Origin of the sequence: Amycolatopsis sp. TNS106, from assembly GCF_019330265.1 — a bacterium.
GTDB lineage: Bacteria > Actinomycetota > Actinomycetes > Mycobacteriales > Pseudonocardiaceae > Amycolatopsis > Amycolatopsis lurida.
Window position 1 is genome coordinate 3,285,800 of the sequence record NZ_CP024972.1, and the last position, 21,756, is coordinate 3,307,555.

A 21,756-nucleotide genomic window follows, 5' to 3' on the forward strand; every position below is an offset into this window, starting at 1 on the left:
CCGGGGTCAGAGTTCGTTGTCCAGCAGGGCGAACATGTCGTCGATGGTGTCCACTTCCAGATCCGCGTCACCGCCGGACGACGGCCGCGTCCGGTCCTGCCAGAGGGACACCAGGTTCCGCAGCTTCGCCTCGACCTCGGCACCGTCCGCGCTCGCCAGGTCCACTGTGGACAGTTCGGCGGCGAGCTTGTCGATCCCGGATGCCAGGCCGGTGTCCGCGTCCGGTCCCGCGGTGTCCATCTCGGACTGCAGGAACTTGGCGAGGTCGTCCGGGGTCGGGTAGTCGAAGATCAGCGTCGCTGGAAGGCGCAGGCCGGTGGCCGCATCGAGCCCGTTGCGCAGCTCGACCGCGGTCAGCGAGTCGAAGCCCAGCTCGGTGAACGCCCGGCCCGGCTCGATCGAGTCCGCGCCGTCGTGCCCGAGCGCGGCCGCGGCCTGGCCGCGCACCACCCCGAGCAGCACCAGTTCGGCGTCCGCCTGCGACAGTCCGGCGAGCCGTCGCTTGAGCCCGTCGGCCTGCGCCGCGGCGTCCACCGGCGCGGCACGCCGCACCGAACCGCGGACGAGACCGCGCAGCAGCGGCGGCACCGGTCCGGTCATCGTGCGGAGCCCGGCGACGTCCAGCTTCACCGGCACCGAAACCGGTTCGGCCAGCCCGGTGGCCAGGTCGAACAGCTCCAGTCCCTCCGCGGGGCCGAAACTGCCGACCCCGTCGCGGCCCATGCGGTCCGCGTCGGCGGAGTCGCCCATGCCGTCGGCCCAGAGACCGAAGGCGAGTGACGTCGCCGGCAGGCCGAGACCGCGCCGGTGATGCGCCAGCCCGTCGAGGAAGGTGTTCGCCGCGGCGTAGTTCGCCTGCCCCGGCGCGCCGAGCACCCCGGCGGCCGAGGAGAACAGGACGAACATCGTCAGGTCGTGGCCGCGGGTCAGCTCGTGCAGGTTCCACGCCGCGTCCACCTTGGGCCGCAGCACCTTCTCCAGCCGTTCGGGGGTGAGCGCGGTGAGCAGGCCGTCGTCGAGGACACCGGCCGCGTGCACCACCCCGGTCAGTTCCGGGGTGCGGTCCAGGACCGCGGCGAGCGCGGCGCGGTCGGCGGCGTCGCACGCCTCGATCCGCACGGTCGCGCCCAGTCCGGTCAGTTCCGCCGCCAGTTCGGCCGCGCCGGGCGCGTCCGGGCCGCGACGGCTGGTGAGCACCAGGTCCTTGACGTCGTGCCGGGTGACCAGATGCCTGGCCAGCACCGCGCCGAGACCGCCGGTGCCGCCGGTGACGAGCACCGTGCCGCCGATCGGGCGGCGCGGCACGGTCAGCACGACCTTGCCGACGTGCTTGGCCTGCGACAGGAAGCGCAGCGCCTCCGGGGCCCGGCGCAGATCCCAGGTGCGGATCGGCAGCGGGGTGAGCGCGCCCTGGTCGAACAAGGCGATCAGCTCCTCCCATATCCGCGCGATCCGGTGGTTGCCCGCGTCGATCACGTCGAACGCCTGGTAAGTCACACCGGGATGGTGCCCCGCGGCGCCGCCGTCCGGACGGACGTCGGTCTTCCCCATTTCCACGAACCGCCCACCGCGCGGTAACAGGCGCATCGACGCGTCGATGAAGTCGCCCGTCAGCGCGTTGAGGACGACGTCCACGCCTTTGCCGCCGGTGGTCTCGCGGAACCGTTCCTCGAAGTCGAGCGTCCGCGACGACGCGATGTGGTCGTCGGCCAGCCCGGCGGCGCGCAGGACGTCCCATTTGCCCTCGCTCGCGGTGCCGAACACCTCGGCGCCGAGATGCCGCGCGAGCTGTGTGGCGGCCATCCCGACCCCACCGGCGGCGGCGTGGATGAGCACCGACTCACCCTTCTTCAGCCCGCCGAGGTCGGTCAGCGCGTAGTAAGCGGTGAGGAACACCAGCGGCACCGACGCGGCCTCTTCGAACGTCCAGCCCTCGGGCATCTTGGCCAGCAGATCCCGATCGGCGAAGGTGAGCGGGCCGAACCCGCCGTGCACCAGTCCCATCACGCGGTCGCCCGGCGCGAGGTCGGTCACCTCGGAGCCGACGTCGGTGACGACACCGGCGGCCTCGTAGCCGATCCGGCCGGCGTCGCCCGGGTACATGCCGAGGACGTTGAGCACGTCGCGGAAGTTCGTCCCGGCCGCCCGGGTGGCGATCCGGACCTCCCGCGGCAGCAACGGTTCGAGCACGTCCGGGTACGGCTCGAAGGAGAGCCGGTCGAGGGTGCCCTTGACGACGCTGTCGAGGCGCCACGCCGGTTCGTGCCACGGCGGCACGAGATCCGGCGACGACGACGCGGTCAGCAGCCGCGCGGCGTGGACGACGCCGTCCCGCACGGCCAGCTGGGTTTCGTCGCCCAGCACGGCCAGCGCGGTGTCGACGTCGGCTTCGGCCGCGTCGAGCAGCACCAGCCTGCCGGGGTTCTCGGACTGGGCGCTGCGGACCAGGCCCCACACCGCGGCCGAAGCCGGGTCGACAGTGTCCGAAGTGGACACGGCGACCGCGTTCTCGGTGCGCACCACGAGGATGGCGTCCTTCTCCCCGGCCAGCCATTCCTGCAGCTTCGCCAGCGTGCTCCGCAGAAGCGCGTGGGTGGCCGCTGGAGTGTCGCCCGCTTCCGGCACCGCCGACAGCAGCTCCGTCGACGCGGCCGGGGCCCCGGTCGTGATCTGGGACCAGGCGAGCCGGAACAGCGAGTCCGAAGTGGACGGAGCCACCGGACCGAGATCGGTGACCTCGCGCAGCAGCAACGATCCCACCGTCAGCACCGGCGCTCCGGCACCGTCGGTGAGCTCCAGCCGCACCGAGTCGGTCCCGGAGGCGGCGACCCGGACCCGGGCGGCGGTGGCGCCGGCCGCGTGCAGCACGACGTCACGCCAGAGGAACGGCAACCGGGTGGTCTCGGCGTTCCCCGGCAGCAGGCCGATGGCGTGCAGCGCGGCGTCGAGCAGGGCCGGGTGCAGGCCGAACTTCCCGGCGTCGGCGTGCGCCACCGCGGGCAGTTCGAGATCGGCGCAGACCTCGTCGCCCACGAGCCAGGCGGCGGTGAGGCCCTGGAACACCGGCCCGTACTCCAGGCCCGCGTCGGCGAGCCCCGGGTAGAGCCCGGTGACGTCGAGAGCCTTGGCTCCGGCGGGCGGCCACGCGGTGTCCTTGGCGGCCGGATAAGCGTCGCCGGGGGCGAGCAGGCCGGTCGCGTGCTCGGTCCACGGGGCCTCGTCGAGCCGGGAGTGGATCGACACCGGACGCCGTCCGTCGTCGTCCGCGGCGCCGACGACGACCTGCACCGCGAGCCCGCCGGTCTCGGGCAGCACCATCGGCGCGGCGATGGTCAGTTCGGCCACGCGGGCGCAGCCGAGTTCGTCGCCCGCCCGGACGGCGAGTTCGACCAGTGCCGCGCCGGGGACCAGCACGGTGCCGAGCACCGCGTGCTCGGCCAGCCACGGTTGTGCCGCGCGGGAAAGCCTGCCGTACCCGACCAGGCCGTCCTCGCCCGCCGTCGGCACGGTCGCCCCGAGCAGCGGGTGCCCGGCCGCGGCCAGGCCCAGCCCGGCGGCGTCGCCGGCGACCGCGGGCGGGTCGAGCCAGAACCGCTCGCGCTGGAACGCGTACGTCGGCAACGGGACCGCACGGGCGCCGGTGCCGTCGAAGAACGCCGTCCAGTCGACCTCGGCCCCCGCCGCAACTAGTCGGCTGAATGCGACGGCGGCGGTCTGTCGTTCGTCGCGGTCCTTGCGCAGTACCGGGACGAACATCGCGTCGGGAGCGCTGTCGAGGCCCATCGCGGACAGCACGCCGTCCGGACCCAGCTCGGCGAACCGCGTGACGCCCGCTTCGGCGAGCGCGCGGACACCGTCGGCGAAACGCACGGTCTCCCGCACGTGGCGCACCCAGTAGCCCGGGTCGGTCAGATCCGCCGCTTCGGCCACTGTGGACACGATCGGGATCCGCGGCTCGTGGTAGCTCAAGCTTTCCGCCACTTCGGCGAACTCCGCCAGCATCGGCTCCATGAGCGAGGAGTGGAACGCGTGCGAGACGATCAACGCCTTGGTGCGACGGCCTTCCTTCGCGAACTTGTCGGCGACCTCGCGGACCGGACCGTCCACACCGGACAGAACGATCGCCTGAGGACCGTTCACCGCCGCCAGACAGACCTCGTCCGACAGATACTCACGCACCTCCTCCTCGGACGCCTGCACCGCGACCATCGCGCCACCTTCCGGCAACGCCTCCATCAACCGGCCACGCGCCACGACGAGCTTCGCCGCGTCCTCCAGCGAGAACACCCCGGCCACATGCGCCGCCGCGATCTCACCGATCGAATGCCCGGCCAGGAAATCGGGCCGGATGCCCCACGACTCCACGAGCCGGAACAACGCGACTTCCAGCGCGAAGATCGCGGGCTGCGCGGTACCGGTGCGGTCGATGTCGCCCTCGAGCGGGAGCAGCGCCGCGACCTCGTCGTACGCCGCCGCGAACACCGGGAACGCCTCGTAGAGCCCTCGGCCCATGCCGAGCCGCTGGGAACCCTGCCCGGTGAACAGCAGCGCCAGTTTGCCTTCGACGACACGGCCGGTGACGACCTCCGGCGTGGTCCGGCCGCCGGCGAGCGCGGCCAGCGCGGTGCGCACCGTGTCGGCGTCACCGGTGAGCACGGCCCGTCGTTCGAACGCGGTCCGGGTGGTCGCCAGCGCGTAGCCGATGTCGACCGGGTCGGCGAACCCGACGGTGCCGAGCAGCCGTCCGGCCTGGGCTCGCAGCGCGTCTTCGGTGCGGGCGCTCAGCACCCACGGCAGCAGCGACGGCGTCACCGGAGTCCGCGCGGGCACCTCAGGTTCGGGGACCTGCTCCAAGATCACATGCGCGTTGGTGCCGCTGATCCCGAACGCCGACACCGCCGCCCGCCGGGGACGGCCCGCCTCCGGCCACGGCCGCGCCTCGGTGAGCAGCCGGACCTCGCCCGCTTCCCAGTCGACGTGCGGGGACGGCTCGTCGACGTGCAGGGTGGCGGGCAGGACGCCGTGCCGCATCGCCTCGACCATCTTGATGATCCCGGCGAGACCGGCGGCGGCCTGCGTGTGACCGATGTTGGACTTCACCGAGCCCAGCCACAGCGGCTCTTCACGATCCTGGCCGTAGGTGGCCAGCAGCGCCTGCGCCTCGATCGGATCACCCAGCGCGGTCCCGGTGCCGTGTGCCTCGACGACGTCCACAGTGGACGATTCGACGCCCGCCGCGGCCAGCGCGCGGCGGATCACCCGCTGCTGCGAAGGTCCGTTCGGCGCGGTCATGCCGTTGGACGCGCCATCCTGGTTGACCGCGCTTCCGCGCACGACCGCCAGCACGTGACGTCCGTTGCGGCGCGCGTCGGAAAGCCGTTCCAAAAGCAGGAATCCGGCGCCCTCGGCCCAGGCGGTGCCGTCGGCCGCGGCCGCGAACGGCTTGCAGCGGCCGTCAGCGGCCAGGCCGCGCTGACGCGAGAATTCGATGAACGGGTTGGGGCTGGCCATCACGGTCGCGCCGCCGACCAGCGCCAGCCCGCATTCGCCGGAGCGCAGCGCCTGCGCCGCCCAGTGCAGGGCGACCAGCGAAGACGAGCACGCCGTGTCGACCGACACCGCCGGGCCTTCGAGCCCGAAGGTGTAGGCGACCCGGCCGGTCAGCACGCTGCTCGCGCTGCCGGTCCCGAGCAGGCCTTCCATCCCGTCCGGGGTGGCGGCCAGCCGGGAGGCGTAGTCGTCGTACATGACGCCCGCGAACACGCCGGTGGCGCTGCCGCGCAGCGAGACCGGGTCGATCCCGGCGCGCTCGAACGCCTCCTGCGCGGTCTCCAGCAGCAAGCGCTGCTGCGGGTCGACGGTGACCGCCTCCCGCGGCGAGATGCCGAAGAACTCGGCGTCGAAGTCGGCGGCGTCGTGCAGGAAGCCGCCTTCGCGGGCGTAGCTGGTGCCGGGGTGGTCGGGGTCCGGGTGGTAGAGCCGGTCGAGATCCCAGCCGCGGTCGGAGGGGAACGGCGTGATCGCGTCGGTCCCCTCGGCGACCAGGCGCCACAGGTCCTCCGGCGAGCTCACCCCGCCCGGGAACCGGCAGCTCATCGCGACGATGGCGATGGGCTCGTCCGGCTCGGCCACCCTGACCGGCTCGATGTCCACACCTGCCTCGTCACCGGCCAGTTCGCCGCGGATGTGGGCCGCCAGCGCCGCCGGGGTCGGGTGGTCGAACACCAGCGTGGCGGGTAGCCGCAGACCGGTCGCCTCGCCGAGCCGGTTGCGCAGTTCGACGGCGGTGAGCGAATCGAAGCCGAGTTCGGTGAACGCGCGACCGGCTTCGATCGACGTCGCGGTGCCGTGTCCGAGCACGTCGGCGACGTGGCCGCGGACGAGGCCGGCCAGATGCGAGAGCTGGTCGTCGGGCGAAAGCCGGGCGAGCGTCGCGGTCAGCCCGGCGGCGGCCGCGGCGTTGGCCGCACCCCGCCGCTTCGGCACCCGGACCAGGCCGCGCAGCGCGGGGGCGGGCTCGCTCGTGCGGGCCAGCGTGCGCAACGTCGCCAGGTCGAGCTTGACCGGAACCGGGACCGGCGTCGGAGCGGCCAGCGCGGCGTCGAACAGTGCCAGGCCTTCTTCGTCGGTCAGCGCGCCGAAGCCGGCGCGGGCCAGACGGTCCACATCGGACTGACCGCCCATACCGTTGGCCCACAGCCCGTACGCCAGCGAACGAGCGGGCAGCCCCTCCGCGTGACGGCGGCGCGCGAGGTCGTCGAGCACGGCGTTGGCCGCGGCGTAGCTGGCCTGCCCCGGACCGCCGAGGATCCCGGACACCGAGGACACCAGCACGAACTGGGTCAACGGCCTGCCGAGGGTGAGTTCGTGGAGCGCGAGCGCCGCCTCGGCCTTGGGCAGCAGCACGGTGTCGAAGCGCTCCGGGGTCAGCTCGGTGACGACACCGTCGTCGAGCACCCCGGCCGCGTGCACGATGCCGGTGAGGTCTTCGATCCCGTCGAGCAGGGCGGCGAGCGCGTCGCGGTCGGTGACGTCGCAGGCGACGACCTCGGCGCCGAGCTCTTCCGCCAGTTCCGCGGCGCCGGGCGCGTCGAGGCCGCGGCGGCTGGTGAGCACCAGCCTGGTGACCCGTGGCGCGAGGTGCCGGGCGATGGCCGCCCCGACCCCGCCGGTGCCGCCGGTGACAAGCACCGTGCCCTCGCCCCAGACAGCGGGTTCTCCCGCCGTGGCCCGGGCGAGCCGCGGGACTTCCGCGACGCCGTCGCGGATCCGGACCTGCGGTTCGCCGGTGGCCAGCGCCTTCGCCACGTCATCCCCTTCGAGGACGACGAACCGGCCCGGGTGTTCCGACGCGGCGGTGCGGACGAGACCGCGGACAGCGGCTCCCGCCGGGGTGTCACCGGTGCGCACCACCAGGCGCGGGCCGCCGTCGGCGAGGAATTCCTGGACGGCGGCGAGGGTCGCGGCGAGCGCGGCACGCGGCTCGCCGTCCGGCGCGGTGAAGACCTGGACGTCTTCGCCGATGTCACCGTCGGCGGGCACCTCGACCCAGGTCAGCTCGTACAGCGAGTCGGTGCCGCGCTGCCTCGGTGCCTCCGCGGTCCGGACCGCGACCGTGCCGATCGTGGCGACCGGCGCACCGGTGGTGTCGGTGGCCAGCAAGGAGAATCCGGATCCGGCGGGCGTGACCCGGACGCGCAGCGCGGTGGCGCCGGTGGCGTGCAGGGTGACGTCGCCGAACAGGAACGGCAGCCGGGTGCCCTCCCCCGGCGTGAGCCCCAGAGTGTGCAGTGCGGCGTCGAGCAGTGCCGGATGCAGGCCGAAGCCGTCGACTTCGGTGCCCTCGGGCAGCTCGACCTCGGCGAACACCGTGTCCCCGTCGCGCCAGGCGGCGGTCAGCCCGCGGAATGGCGGGCCGTAGTCGAGCCCCGCGGCCGCCATGTCCGCGTACAGCCCGTCGAGGGAGATCGGCTCGGCGGCGGGCGGCCACTCGGTCAGACCGGACGGCGCGGCGGCCGCCTCGGGAGCGAGGGTGCCGGTGGCGTGTTCGGTCCATTCCCCTTGCGGGGCACGGGAGTGCACCGAAACCGGGCGTCGTCCGCCCGTGCCCGCCGCGCCGACGAGCACCTGGACGTCCAGCGCACCGTGCGGCGGCAGCACCAGCGGCGCGGCCAGGGTCAGTTCCTCCACGCCTCCGCAGCCGGCTTCGTCACCGGCGCGGACCGCGAGTTCGAGCAGTCCGGTGCCGGGGACGAGCACTTCGCCGAACGCGGCGTGCCCGGCCAGCCACGGGTGGGTGGCGACCGAAAGCCGTCCGGTGAGGACCCAGCCCTCGCCGTCGGCGAACGGCACGGCGGCGCCCAGCAGCGGGTGCCCGGCGGCCTGGAGCCCGGCGGTGGTGACGTCGCCCGCCCCGGATCCGGCGGCGAGCCAGAAGCGGCGACGGTCGAACACCGACGTCGGCAGGTCGACGACGCGGGCGCCGGTCGGGCGGAACACCGCGGCCCAGTCGACGGGAACACCGCGGGTGTACGCGGCGGCCAGCGTGGTGAGCGCGGTCTCCGCTTCGCCGCGGTCGGCGCGCAGGAACGACGCCGCGAAGGTGTCCGGGCCGTCGTCCGCGAGCGCGGTCAGCACGGCGGCCGGGCCGAGTTCCAGGAACTTGGTCACCCCGGCCTCACGCAGCCACGCGAGCCCGGCCGAGAACCGGACGGTGGCGCGGACGTGTTCGACCCAGTACTCCGGTTCGGCGACCCGTGCCACCGGTTCGCCGTCCACTGTGGACACGAACGGGATCTTCGGCGCCGAGAAGCCGAGTTCCCGCACCACGGCGGCGAACTCGTCGAGCATCGGCTCCATCAGGGCCGAGTGGAACGCGTGCGAGACGTCCAGCCGCTTCGTGCGGCGGCCGAGTTTCTCGAACTTCTTGGCCAGCTTGAGCGTCGGCGACGCGGCTCCCGAGAGGACGACCGCGTCGGGGCCGTTGACGGCGGCCAGCGACACCTTCGGCGTCAGGTGCTCACGCACCTCGTCCTCACTCGCCTGGACCGCGACCATCGCGCCGCCTTCGGGCAGCGCCTCCATCAGCCGACCGCGCGCCTCGACGAGCTTGGCCGCGTCCTCCAGCGAAAGCACGCCCGCCACATGCGCGGCCGCGATCTCGCCGATCGAATGCCCGGCCACGAAGTCGGGCACGACACCCCACGACTCGGCGAGCCGGTACAGCGCGACCTCCAGCGCGAAGATCGCGGGCTGCGCGGCACCGGTGCGGCTCAGGTCGCCGCCTGCCGGGAGCAGCGCGGTGACCTCGTCGTACGCCGCGGCGAACGCCGGGAAGGCGGCGTAAAGCCCTTCGCCCATACCTGGACGCTGCGATCCCTGACCGGTGAACAGGAACACCGTCCGGCCGGGCAGTACCCGTCCGGCGACGACCGACGGTGTGGTCGCTCCTTCGGCCAGCGCTTCGAGACCGGTGCGGAGATCCGCGCCGGTGGCGCCGAGTACGACGGCACGCCGCTCGTGCGCGGTCCGGGTCGTGGCGAGCGCCAGACCGACATCGACCGGCTCACCGTCGCGGCCGAGCAGGCGCCCGGCCTGCTCGCGCAAGGTGTTCTCGGCGCGGCCCGACAGCACCCACGGCACCAGCGCGGGAGCCACGACCTCGCGCGAAGCGGGTGTTTCGGCCGGAGGCTGTTCGAGGATGACATGCGCGTTGGTGCCACTGATCCCGAAGGAGGACACGGCGGACCGCCGCGGCCGCCCGGTCTCCGGCCACTCCCGGCCTTCGGCGAGCAGCTCGACGTCACCGGCTTCCCAGTCGACGTGCGGGGTCGCCTCGCCAAGGTGCAGCGTCGGCGGCAGGACACCGTGACGCATCGCCTGGACCATCTTGATGATCCCGGCGACGCCCGCCGCGGCCTGTGTGTGGCCGAAGTTCGACTTCACCGAGCCGAGGTACAGCGGTTCGCCGTCACGCTCGCGGCCATACGTGGCCAGGAGCGCCTGCGCCTCGATCGGGTCGCCCAGCGTCGTACCGGTGCCGTGCGCCTCGACGGCGTCCACAGTGGACGAAGGGACACCGGCGGCGGCCAGCGCCTGACGGATCACGCGCTGCTGCGAAGGACCGTTCGGGGCGGTGAGACCGTTGGACGCGCCGTCGGAGTTGACCGCCGAGCCCTTGACGACCGCGAGCACGCGGTGCCCGTTGCGGCGCGCGTCGGAAAGCCGTTCCAGCACGAGCATCCCGGCGCCTTCGGCCCAGCCGGTGCCGTCGGCGTCGGCCGAGAAGGACTTGCAGCGGCCGTCGGCGGCGAGGCCGCGCTGACGCGAGAACCCGATGAAGGTCTCGGGCGTCGCCATCACGGTGACACCACCGGCCAGCGCCAGCGAGCACTCCCCCGACTTGAGCGCCTGCGTCGCCCAGTGGAGGGCGACCAGCGACGAGGAGCACGCGGTGTCGACCGAAACCGCCGGGCCTTCCAGTCCGAGGGTGTAGGCGACCCGGCCGGACAGCACGGAACCCGAGGTGCCGGTGCCGAGGAAACCCTCGACGTCGTCGGGAACGTCGTTGCCGAGCCGGGTGCCGTAGTCGTGGTACATGACGCCGGCGAACACCCCGGTCGGGCTGCCCTTGAGCGACGTCGGATCGGTACCGGAGCGTTCGAGTGCCTCCCACGCGACTTCGAGCAGCAGACGTTGCTGCGGGTCCATCGCGAGCGCTTCCCGCGGCGAGATCCCGAAGAATTCCGGATCGAAGTCGCCCGCGTCGTGCAGGAAACCGCCCTCGCGGGTGTAGGTCTTGCCAGGCTGGTCGGGGTCGGGGTCGTAGATGCCGTCGACGTCCCAGCCGCGGTCCTCGGGGAACCGGGTCACGCCCTCGCGGCCGCCGGCCACGAGGTCCCACAGTTCTTCCGGAGACGTCACGCCGCCCGGGTAGCGGCAGGCCATGCCGACGATGACGATCGGGTCGCCGTCGGCGCGCGCGGCGGTGAAGACCGGGGTCGCGTCGCCGGGTTCGTCGAGCAGTTCGGCGAGCAGGAACTCGGCCAGTGCCACCGGGGTCGGGTGATCGAAGGTGAGGGTCGCCGGGAGCCGCAGTCCGGTGACAGTGCCGAGCCGGTTGCGGAATTCGACCGCGGTGAGCGAGTCGAAACCGAGGTCACCGAAGGCGCGGTCGGCTTCGACGGCGTCGGGGCTGGTGTGGCTGAGGACGTGCGCGGCCTCGGTGCGGACCAGTTCGGTCAGCAGCCGCGTGCGCTCCCCGGCGGGTACGCCCGCCAGACGTTGCCGCAGGCCCGCGGCTTCCGCTTCCTCCGCCGCACGGCGGCGCCGGGGCCGCACCAGGCTCCGCAGCACATGCGGCACCTCGGCCTCCGCCCGCAGCGCGGCCAGATCGAGCTTGGCCGCGACGGGCCGCGGGTCGTCACCGAGAGCCAGCAGGTCGAACAGCTCCAGCCCGGCCTCGACGGGCAGTGCCGCACCACCGCGGCCCTCGCCCATGCCGGTTTCCCAGAGGCCGTAGGCGATCGACGTGCCGGGAAGGCCCTGGGCCCGGCGGAAGGCGGCAAGCCCGTCGAGATAGCCATTGGCCGCCGCGTAGTTCGCTTGGCCGGGAGCGCCGAGCGCGCCCGCGATCGAGGAGAACGTGACGAACAGCTTCAGATCCGAGGTCAGTTCGTGCAGATGCCGCGCGGCGTCGGCCTTCGGCCCCGCCACGGCGGCGAGCCGCTCGGGGGTCATCGCGGAGAGGACACCGTCGTCGAGGACGCCCGCCGCGTGCACCACACCGCTCAACGGAGGCTCGGCGAGCGCGAGCACGGACTCCAGCTGCGACCGGTCGGCGACGTCGCAGGCGGCGATCGTCACCTCCGCGCCGAGGGCGGTGAGGTCCTCCCGCAGTTCTTCGGCGCCGGGAGCGTCGCCGCCCCGGCGTCCGGCCAGCAGCAGATGCCGGACGCCGTGCCGCTCGACGAGCCGCCGGGCGACGTGCGCACCGAGCCCACCGGTACCGCCGGTGACCAGCACGGTGCCGTCGAGGGTCCACTCGGGATCGGCGGTGGGGCGGGACCGCGTCAGCCGGGGCACGCGCGGGCCGTCCTCGGTGAGCATGATCTCGGGCTCACCGGTGGCGGCCGCGATCCGGGCATCGCCGGCGCCGTGGACCAGGACGAACCGGTCCGGGTACTCGGCCTGCGCGCTGCGCACCAGACCGGCGACGGCGGCGTGCTCCGGGCTGTCACCGGTGAGGTGCACGACGAGCCGGTCTTCGGCGGTCTGCAACGCCTCCAGGGCGGCCTCGACCGACGCGGCTTCGCACACGGCGACGTCTTCGGCCTGCGAAGGCGACGCGACGGGAATCCAGTCGATGCCGAACAGCGCGTCGGAAGCGGCGCTGGGCAGCGGCCCGTCGCCGACCGGGCGCAGGCTCAGTGAGGCGACCGAGAGAACCGGAGCGCCCGTGCCGTCGGTGACTCGCAACGAGACCGCGTCCTGACCGGCCGGGGTGAGCCGGGCCCGCAGGGTGCTCGCGCCGGTGGCGTGCAACGCCAGCCCGGCCCAGGAGAACGGCAGCCGCGCCGGGCCGCCGCTCAGGCCGACGGCGTGCAGAACCGCGTCGAGCAGGGCCGGGTGCAGCCCGAACCCGCGTATGTCGGTGCCCTCGGGCAGCGCGACGTCGGCGAAGACCTCGTCGCCCTGGCGCCAAGCGGCCCGCAGCCCGCGGAACGGGTCTTCGTAGCCGAGCCCGGCTTCGGCGAGCGTGGAGTAGAAGCCTTCCAGGTCAACAGGTTCCGCGCCGGACGGCGGCCATTCGGTGAGCGCGGCGGGTTCCTCGGTGGCCGTGGTCACCGAGCCGGTGGCGTGCAGTGTCCAGTCGCCGTCCTCGGGACGGGAGTGCACCGCCAGGGCACCACTGTCCGAAAGGGACACTCGCAGCTGCACCGGGGCAGAGGTGAGCACAAGCGGTGCTTGCAGCGTCAGTTCTTCGACGGTTCCGCAACCGACCTCGTCACCCGCCCGCACGGCCAGTTCGGCGAAGGCGGTACCGGGAAGCAGGACGGCGTCGCGGACACGGTGCCCGCCCAGCCACGGCTGTTCGTCGAGCGACAGCCTGCCGGTGAGCACGAGCCCGCCGCGTTCGGGCAGCGCGACGGCGGCACCGAGCAGCGGATGGTCGAGCGCGCCGAGGCCGAGCGCGGTGGCGTCGCCGGAGCCCGGCGGGGCCAGCAGCCAGAAACGGCGGCGCTGGAACGGATACGTGGGCAGGTTCGCGGGCCGCGCGCCGCTGCCGTCGAAGAAGCGGTTCCAGTCGACGGGGGCGCCCGCCGCGTGTACGGCGCCCAGCGCGGACATCGCGGTCCGGGCCTCGTCCTGGTCCTTGCGCAGCGCGGACACGCCGCCGTCGACGAGCGCGCTGAGCACGGTGTCCGGCCCGAGTTCGAGGAACGTCGTGGCGCCCTCGGCGGTCAACGTCGCGAGCCCGTCCGCGAACCGCACGGTTTCGCGGACGTGGCGCACCCAGTACGCCGGGTCGGTCAGATCCGCCGCTTCGGCCACTGTGGACACGATCGGGATCCGCGGCCGGCGGTAGGTCAGGGACTCGGCGACTTCGGCGAACTCCGCCAGCATCGGCTCCATCAGCGAGGAATGGAACGCGTGCGACACCACGAGATTTTTGGTGCGACGGCCTTCCTTCGCGAACCGGGCGGCGACCGCGCGAACCGGACCGTCCACACCGGACAGAACGATCGCCTGCGGACCGTTCACCGCCGCCAGACAGACCTCTTCGGTCAGGTACTCGCGCACTTCGTCCTCGGACGCCTGCACCGCGACCATCGCGCCACCCTCGGGCAGCGCCTCCATCAACCGGCCACGCGCCTCGACCAGTTTCGCCGCGTCCTCCAGCGACAACACCCCGGCCACGTGCGCCGCCGCGATCTCGCCGATCGAGTGTCCGGCCAGCAGGTCCGGGGTGACGCCCCAGGACTCGAAGAGCCGGAACAGTGCCACTTCCAGCGCGAAGATCGCGGGCTGCGCCGTACCCGTGCGGTCGATATCGCCCTCGAGCGGGAGCAGCGCCGCGACCTCGTCATATGCCGCCGCGAACGCAGGGAAGGTCTCGTAAAGGCCTTGGCCCATACCGACGCGCTGCGCGCCCTGGCCGGTGAACAGGACCGCGAGCCTGCCGGTGACCGCACGGCCGGAGACGACGTTGGCGGCCCGGCCGGTGTCGGCGAACGCGGCCAGCCCGGCACGCAGTACCGACGGGTCGGTCCCGACGACGACCGCGCGGCGTTCGTGCGCGGTGCGGGCGGTGGCGAGCGTGAAGGCGACGTCGAGCGGGTCGGCCGTCAGGTCCGCGAGCCGCGCGGCCTGCGCACGCAGGGCTTCCTCGGAACGCCCGGAAAGGACCCAGGGCAGCATCGCGGGCCGGGCGACCGGCGCGTCGGTCTCCGGCGCCGGAACGTGTTCGAGCACGACGTGCGCATTGGTCCCGCTGAACCCGAACGACGACACCCCCGCCCGGCGGGGACGGCCAGTCTCCGGCCAGCCCGCGGACTCGGTAGCCACGCGAATCGCGCCGGTGTCCCAGTCCACCTGGGCCGAGGGCGCGTCGACGTGCAGCGTCGCGGGGACGACGCCGTGCCGCATGGCCTCGACCATCTTGATCACGCCGGCCACTCCCGCCGCGGCCTGCGTGTGCCCGAAGTTCGACTTCACCGAGCCGAGCAACAGCGGCTCTTCACGGTCCTGGCCGTAGGTGGCGAGCAGGGCCTGCGCCTCGATCGGGTCGCCCAGCCTGGTTCCGGTGCCGTGCGCCTCGACGACGTCGACGTCCGAAGTGGACAGTCCGGCGTTGGCGAGCGCCTGGCGGATCACGCGCTGCTGCGAAGGCCCGTTCGGTGCGGTGAGGCCGCTGGACGCGCCGTCCTGGTTCACCGCGGAACCCCTGAGCAGCGCGAGAACCGGGTGCCCGTTGCGGCGGGCGTCGGACAGCTTCTCCAGCAGCACGAACCCGGCGCCCTCACCCCAGCTGACGCCGTCGGCCCCGTTGGCGAAGGCCTTGCAGCGGCCGTCGGCCGCCATCGCGTTCTGCTTGCTGAAGTCGACGAACGGGTCGGGGTTGGCCATCACCGTGACGCCGCCCGCCAGCGCGAGCGAGCACTCCCCCGACCGCAGTGCCTGGCTCGCCAGGTGCATCGCGACCAGCGACGACGAGCACGCCGTGTCCACCGACACGGCGGGCCCCTCGAACCCGAAGGTGTAGGAGACGCGGCCGGACATCATCGCGCCGGACGTGCCGGTGCCGAGGAAACCCTCGACCTCTTCCGGGATCTTCGTCAGCCTGGAGGCGTATTCGTGGTAGATCGCGCCGGTGAAGACGCCGGTGTCGCTGCCGCGCAGGGTGCCCGGCGGGATCCCCGCGCGTTCGAAGGCCTCCCACGCGATCTCCAGCAGCAGTCGTTGCTGCGGGTCCATGGCGAGGGCCTCGCGGGGCGAGATGCCGAAGAACTCCGGGTCGAAGTCGCCCGCGTCGGGCAGGAAGCCGCCGGTCCGGGTGTGCGAGACGCCCTGCTTGCCCGGCGTCGGGTCGAACAGCGCCGCCAGGTCCCAGCCGCGGTCGGTGGGGAACTCCGTGAGCCCTTCGCGGCCCTCGGCCACGAGACGCCACAGGTCTTCGGGCGTGTTCACGCCCCCGGGGAACCGGCAGCTGGTCGCGACGATGGCGATCGGTTCACTGTCGTCGGTGACCCGGGCGCGGGTGCGCGGTCCGGCGGCGAGGTCGCCGAGCAGTTCGGAACGCACGTAACCGGCGAGCGCGACCGGGGTCGGATGGTCGAAGATCACCGTCGACGGCAGCCGCAGGCCGGTCACGGAACCGAGCCGGTTGCGCAGTTCGACCGCGGTCAGCGAGTCGAAACCGAGGTCCATGAACCCGCGGCCGGGCTCGACGGTGGCGGCGTTGACGTGCCCGAGCACGAGGGCGACCTGGGTGCGGACGAGGTCCAGCAGTTCGCGGTCCTGGTCGGCCTCGGTCAGCCCGGCGAGCCGCCTGGCCAGCGAGGAATCCTGCCCACCGCCCGATTTCGCGGTCCGGCGGCCGGGTTTGACCAGTGCGCCGAGCAGCGGCGGGAGCGGTCCGGACGCGGCGAGCACCGGCAGGTCCAGCTGGACCGGGACGGCCAGCGGCATCCCGGCGGCGAGGGCGGCGTCGAACAGGGCGAGGCCGTCCTCGACGGCGAGCGCGGGAGTTCCCCCGGCACGCAGCCGTGCCAGGTGGGGCTCTCCGAGAGTTTCCGCCATGCCCGCGGCCCACGGCCCCCAGGCGAGCGACTGCCCGGCGAGACCGAGCGAACGGCGGTGGGCGGCGAGACCGTCGAGGTAACCGTTGGCCGCCGCGTAGTTGCCCTGCCCCGGCGCGCCGAGCACACCGGCAGCCGAGGAGAAGGTGACGAACAGTTCCGGGTCGCCGGAGAGTTCGTGCAGATGCCGGGCCGCGTCGGCCTTCGGCCCGAGCACGAAGTCGAGCCGCTCCTGGGTGAGCGCGTCGATGGTGCCGTCGTCCAGGACACCGGCGGCGTGCACGACACCGGTCAGGTCGACGCCGTCCAGCAGCGCCGCCACGGCATCACGATCGGAGACGTCGCAGGCGACGACCTTCACTTCGGCACCGGTTTCGCGGAGATCGGCCACCAGCTCCCGCGCGCCCGGAGCGTCCAGGCCGCGCCGGCTGGTGAGCAGGAGCTTCCGGACGCCGTGCGTGGTCACGAGATGGCGGGCGATCAGGGCGCCGAGACCGCCCGTGCCGCCAGTGATCAGCACCGTGCGGTCCGGGTCGAGCGCCCGCGGCATGGTGAGTGCCACCTTGCCGATGTGCTTGGCCTGGCTGAGGAACCGGAACGCTTCCCGCGCCTCGCGGACGTCCCACGTCCGGGTCGGCAGCGGGGCGAGCGCGCCCGAGTCGAACAGCGCGGTCAGCGCGTCCCACATCTGCGCGGTCCGCTCCGGTCCGGCGTCGATCAGGTCGAAGGCCCGGTAGTGAATGCCTTCGGGCTCGCGGATGTCGGTCTTGCCCATCTCCAGGAACCGGCCGCCCGGCGCCATCGTGCGGATGGAGGCGTCGACGAAGTCCCCGGCGAGCGCGTTCAGGACGACGTCGATACCGCTGAACCGCTGCTCGAAGTCGAGCGTGCGGCTGGAGGCGATGTGCGCGTCGTCGAGACCGGCGTCGCGCAGCACGTACTGCTTGCTCTCGCCGGCCGTGCCGTAGACCTCGGCACCCAGATGGCGTGCGAGCTGCGTCGCGGCCATCCCGACGCCACCGGCGGCGGCGTGGATGAGGATCGACTCGCCCGCCTTGAGCCCGGCCAGGTCGACCAGCGCGTAGTAGGCGGTGAGGAACACCAGCGGTGTCGAAGCGGCCTGCTCGTAGGTCCAGTCCGCGGGTTTGCGGGTGATCATCGGCCGTTCGGCGATCGCGACCGGGCCGGCGCCGCCGGAGACGAGGCCCATCACCTGGTCGCCGGGGCGCAGGTCGGTGACGCCGGCGCCGACCTCGAGGACGGTCCCGGCGAACTCGCTGCCGAGCAGCCCGGCCTCGCCGGGGTACATGCCGAGCGCGTTGAGCACGTCGCGGAAGTTGAGCCCGGCGGCGCGGACGGAGACGCGGACCCCCTGCGGGCCCAGCGGCTCGTCGGGGAGCGGCTCCAGGGTGAGGTGGTCGAAGGTGCCCTTGCCGGACAGGCCGAGCCGCCAGTTCCCGGGCGGCGGGAGCAGCCGGCCGGTGGATTCGGGCGTGACCAGGCGCGGCACGCGGAGTTCGCCGTCGCGGACGGCGATCTGCGGCTCACCGGAGGCCAGTACGGCGTCGGTCAGCTCGTCGGCGTCGGCGAGCAGGAACCGGTCCGGATGCTCGGATTGCGCGCTGCGCACCAGCCCCCACACCGCGGCGGCCACCGGGTCCACCTCGGACTGTCCAGTGTGGACAAGCAGTTTCGACGCGGCGAAGCGGTCTTCGGCGAGGAAGGTCCGGAGGACGTCCAGCGTGGCGCCGGTGACGGCGTGCACGTCGTCACCCTCGGCGCGGTACACGACGACCTCGGGCGCCTCGTCCGCGACCTCCGCGAACGGAGCCCAGGCCGGGGCTTCGGTTTCGGCCGCGGCGATCGGCCGCCAGGCCAGCTCGTACAAGCCGTCACGGGTGGCGGTGGGCCGCAGCTGCCCGGCCGTGACCGGGCGGACGACCAGCGAACCGACGGTGGCGACCGGCGCTCCGGTGCCGTCGGCCACACGCAGGCTGACCGCGTCGGCACCGGACGGGGTGAGCCGGACACGCAGTTCTGCCGCGCCCGAGGCGTGCAGGACGACGTCGCTCCACGCGAACGGCAGGCGAGCAGGGCCGTCACCCTCAGCGAGGGCGTGCAGCGCCGCGTCCAGCAGCGCCGGGTGCAGACCGAACCGGCCCGCCTGGTCCCGGGCGGCCTCGGGCAGGGAGACCTCGGCGTAGGTGTGCTCGCCGTCGCGCCACAGGGAACGCAGGCCCTGGAAGATCTCGCCGTAGTCCAGACCGGCCGCGGCGAGTTCTGCGTAGCGGCCGTCGAGGGACACGGCTTCGGCGCCGGGCGGCGGCCACTCGGTCAGCTCCCAGTCCGGCGTGGAAGCGGCCGGGGCGAGCGCGCCCGTCGCGTGCAGTGTCCACTCCCCCGTGCCGTGCGGGCGCGAATGCACGGTGAGCGGGCGGTGCCCGGAGTCCTCCGGCGTCCCGGCCCAGAGCTGCACCTGGACCGCGCCGCTTTCGGGGAGCACCAGCGGGGTTTGCAGCGTCAGCTCGTCCAGTACCGCCAGGCCGGTTTCGTCGGCGGCGCGCACGGCGAGTTCGACCAGCGCGGTGCCCGGCACCACGACCTGGCCGTGCACCAGGTGGTCGGCCAGCCACGGATGCGTGCGGAGCGAAAGACTGCCGGTGAACAGGAATCCGCCCGCGTCGGCGACCGAAACGGCCGCGCCGAGCAGCGGGTGGTCGAGGGAGCCGAGGCCGAGACCGGCCGCGTCACCGGCGGTATGCGTCGCGGGAAGCCAGTAGAACTCGCGCTGGAACGGGTAGGTGGGGAGTTCGACCGGGCGCGCGCCGTCGAAAGCGGCGGCCCAGCGGACCTTTCCGCCGTGGACGTGCACGGTGGCCAGCGCGGCGACGAAAGTCTCGGGTTCGGGCCGGTCGCGGCGCAGCACGGGCACGAACAAGCCCTCGGCGCTTTCCTGCCCCGCGGCCGAAAGGATGCCGTCCGGGCCCAGTTCGAGGAAGCGGGTGACGCCCGCGTCGGCCAGCGCGCCGATCCCGTCCGCGAACCGCACGGCTTCGCGCACGTGCCGCACCCAGTAAGCCGGGTCGAGGATCTCGGCAGTGTCGGCGATGCGGCCGGTGACGCCCGCGATCAGCGCGATCTTCGGCGTCTTGTAGGTGACACGGCGGGCGACGGCGGCGAAGTCGTCGAGCATGCCGTCCATCAGCGCGGAGTGGAACGCGTGGGACACGGCGAGGTGCTTGGTGCGGCGGCCCTGCCCGGCGAATACCCCGGCGACGGTCCGCACGGCGTCCTCGGTGCCGGACACGACGATCGCGCGCGGACCGTTGACGGCCGCGACATCCGCACCCGCGATCAGGGCGGCGCGGACCTCGTCCTCGGTCGCTTCGATCGCGCACATCGCGCCGCCGCGCGGCAAAGCGCTCATCAAGCGGCCACGCGCGGCGATCAGGGCGGCCGCGTCTTCCAGCGACCAGACGCCCGCGACGTGCGCGGCGGCGAAGTCGCCGACGGAATGCCCGATCAGGAAGTCCGGGACCACTCCCCAGGATTCGATCAGGCGGTAGAGCGCGACCTCCAACGCGAACAGCGCGGGCTGGGCGTTCGCGGTGTCGTTCAAGGCGTCGGCGTCGTCACCGAAGACGATCTCGCGTACGCCTGGCAGCAGCTCGCAGACCTGATCGAACGCGGCGGCGAACACCGGATACGCCGCATACAGCTCGCGTCCCATGCCGAGCCGCTGCGAACCCTGCCCGGTGAAACAGACCGCGAGACCGCCTTCGGTCGCTTCGCCGACGGCGGACTCTCCTTCGGCGATCGCCGTCAGACCGGCGCGCAACGTCTCCTCGTCACGGCCGGTGACGACGGCGCGGTGTTCGAAGGTCGACCGGGTCGCGGCCAGCGACCAGCCGATGCCCGCCGGGTCCTCCTCGACGTCCAGCAGCGCGCGGGCCTGGGCGCGCAGCGCCGCCGGAGTCCGGCCGGACAGCACCCACGGCACCACCGGCGGGGCAACGAAGTCTACTGTGGACTCTTCGGCCTCGGGCGCCTGCTCCAGCAGGACATGGGAGTTGGTGCCGCTGATGCCGAACGAGGAGACGCCCGCCCGGCGGATCTCCCCCGACGGCCAGGGTCGGGCGGAGGTCAGCAGCTCGATCGTTCCCGGCGACCAGTCGACCTGCGGACTCGGGGCGTCGATGTGCAGGCTCGCGGGCAGGATTCCGTTGCGCAGGGCCAGGACCATCTTGATGATCCCGGCGACCCCTGCCGCGGCCTGGGTGTGCCCGATGTTCGTCTTCACCGAACCGAGCAGCAGCGGGCCACGTTCCCCACGGTCGCGGCCGTAGGTGGCTTGAAGGGCCTGGACCTCGATCGGATCGCCCAGCGTCGTACCGGTGCCGTGTGCCTCGACGACGTCGACATCCTTGGTGGACAGCCGGGCATCGGCCAGCGCCTGGCGGATGACGCGCTGCTGCGACGGCCCGTTCGGCGCGGTGAGCCCGTTGGACGCGCCGTCCTGGTTGACCGCCGAGCCGCGCACGACGGCCAGAACCGGGTGACCGTTGCGGCGGGCGTCGGAAAGCCGCTCCAGCACGATCATGCCGGCGCCCTCGCCCCACGCGGTGCCGTCGGCCCCGGCGGCGAACGCCTTGACCAGGCCGTCGCGGGCGAGACCGCGCTGACGCGAGAACTCGATGAACGCGTCCGGGCTCGCCATCACGGTGGCGCCGCCGGACAACGCGAGGTCGCACTCCCCCGCGCGCAGCGCCCGGACGGCGAGGTGCAGCGTGACCAGCGACGCCGAGCACGCCGTGTCGACGGTGACCGACGGGCCTTCGAGCCCGAGCACGTAGGAGATCCGTCCGGAAAGGACACTGCCGGAGATGCCGGTGCCGAGGTAACCCTCGACGCCTTCGACGCCCTTGGGCAGGTCACGGCCGTAGTCCTGGCCATTGGTGCCGACGAAGACCCCCGCACGGCCACCGGACAGCGAAGCGGGGTCGATCCCGGCGCGTTCCAGTGCCTCCCACGACGTCTCCAGCAGGAGCCGCTGCTGCGGATCCATCGAGACGGCCTCGCGCGGCGAGATGCCGAAGAACTCAGGGTCGAATTCCCCGGCGCCCTCGACGAATCCACCTCGGTCGACGTAGCTGGTGCCCAGGTGGTCCGGGTCCGGGTCGACGAGCGCGCCGACGTCCCAGCCGCGGTCTTCGGGGAACCCGGTGATCCCGTGTTCCCCGGCGGTCAGCAGTTCCCAGAACCGCTCCGGCGTGCGGACTCCGCCGGGGAACCGGCAGCCCATGCCGACGATCGCGATCGGTTCGGCGGCACGGTCCTCCAGCGCGGCCAGCCTGCCGCGCGTGCGCTGCAGTTCGCCGGTGACTCGCGTCAGGTAGTCGCGAAGCTTGTCGTTCTCACCCACGGTGTCCCCACTCATCGGTCGAGGTCGCGTGCA

General features: G+C 73.1%; 1 protein-coding gene. It reads right to left on the bottom strand.

Translation table 11 applies throughout. From position 1 onward, the window contains the following. Positions 1-6 precede the first annotated feature (6 nt). The gene (locus tag CVV72_RS14725) at positions 7-21,723 is read right to left on the bottom strand and encodes a type I polyketide synthase (protein WP_219152970.1); all 21,717 of its coding nucleotides are present in this window, start codon (positions 21,721-21,723) and stop codon (positions 7-9) included. Positions 21,724-21,756: the final 33 nt, after the last annotated feature.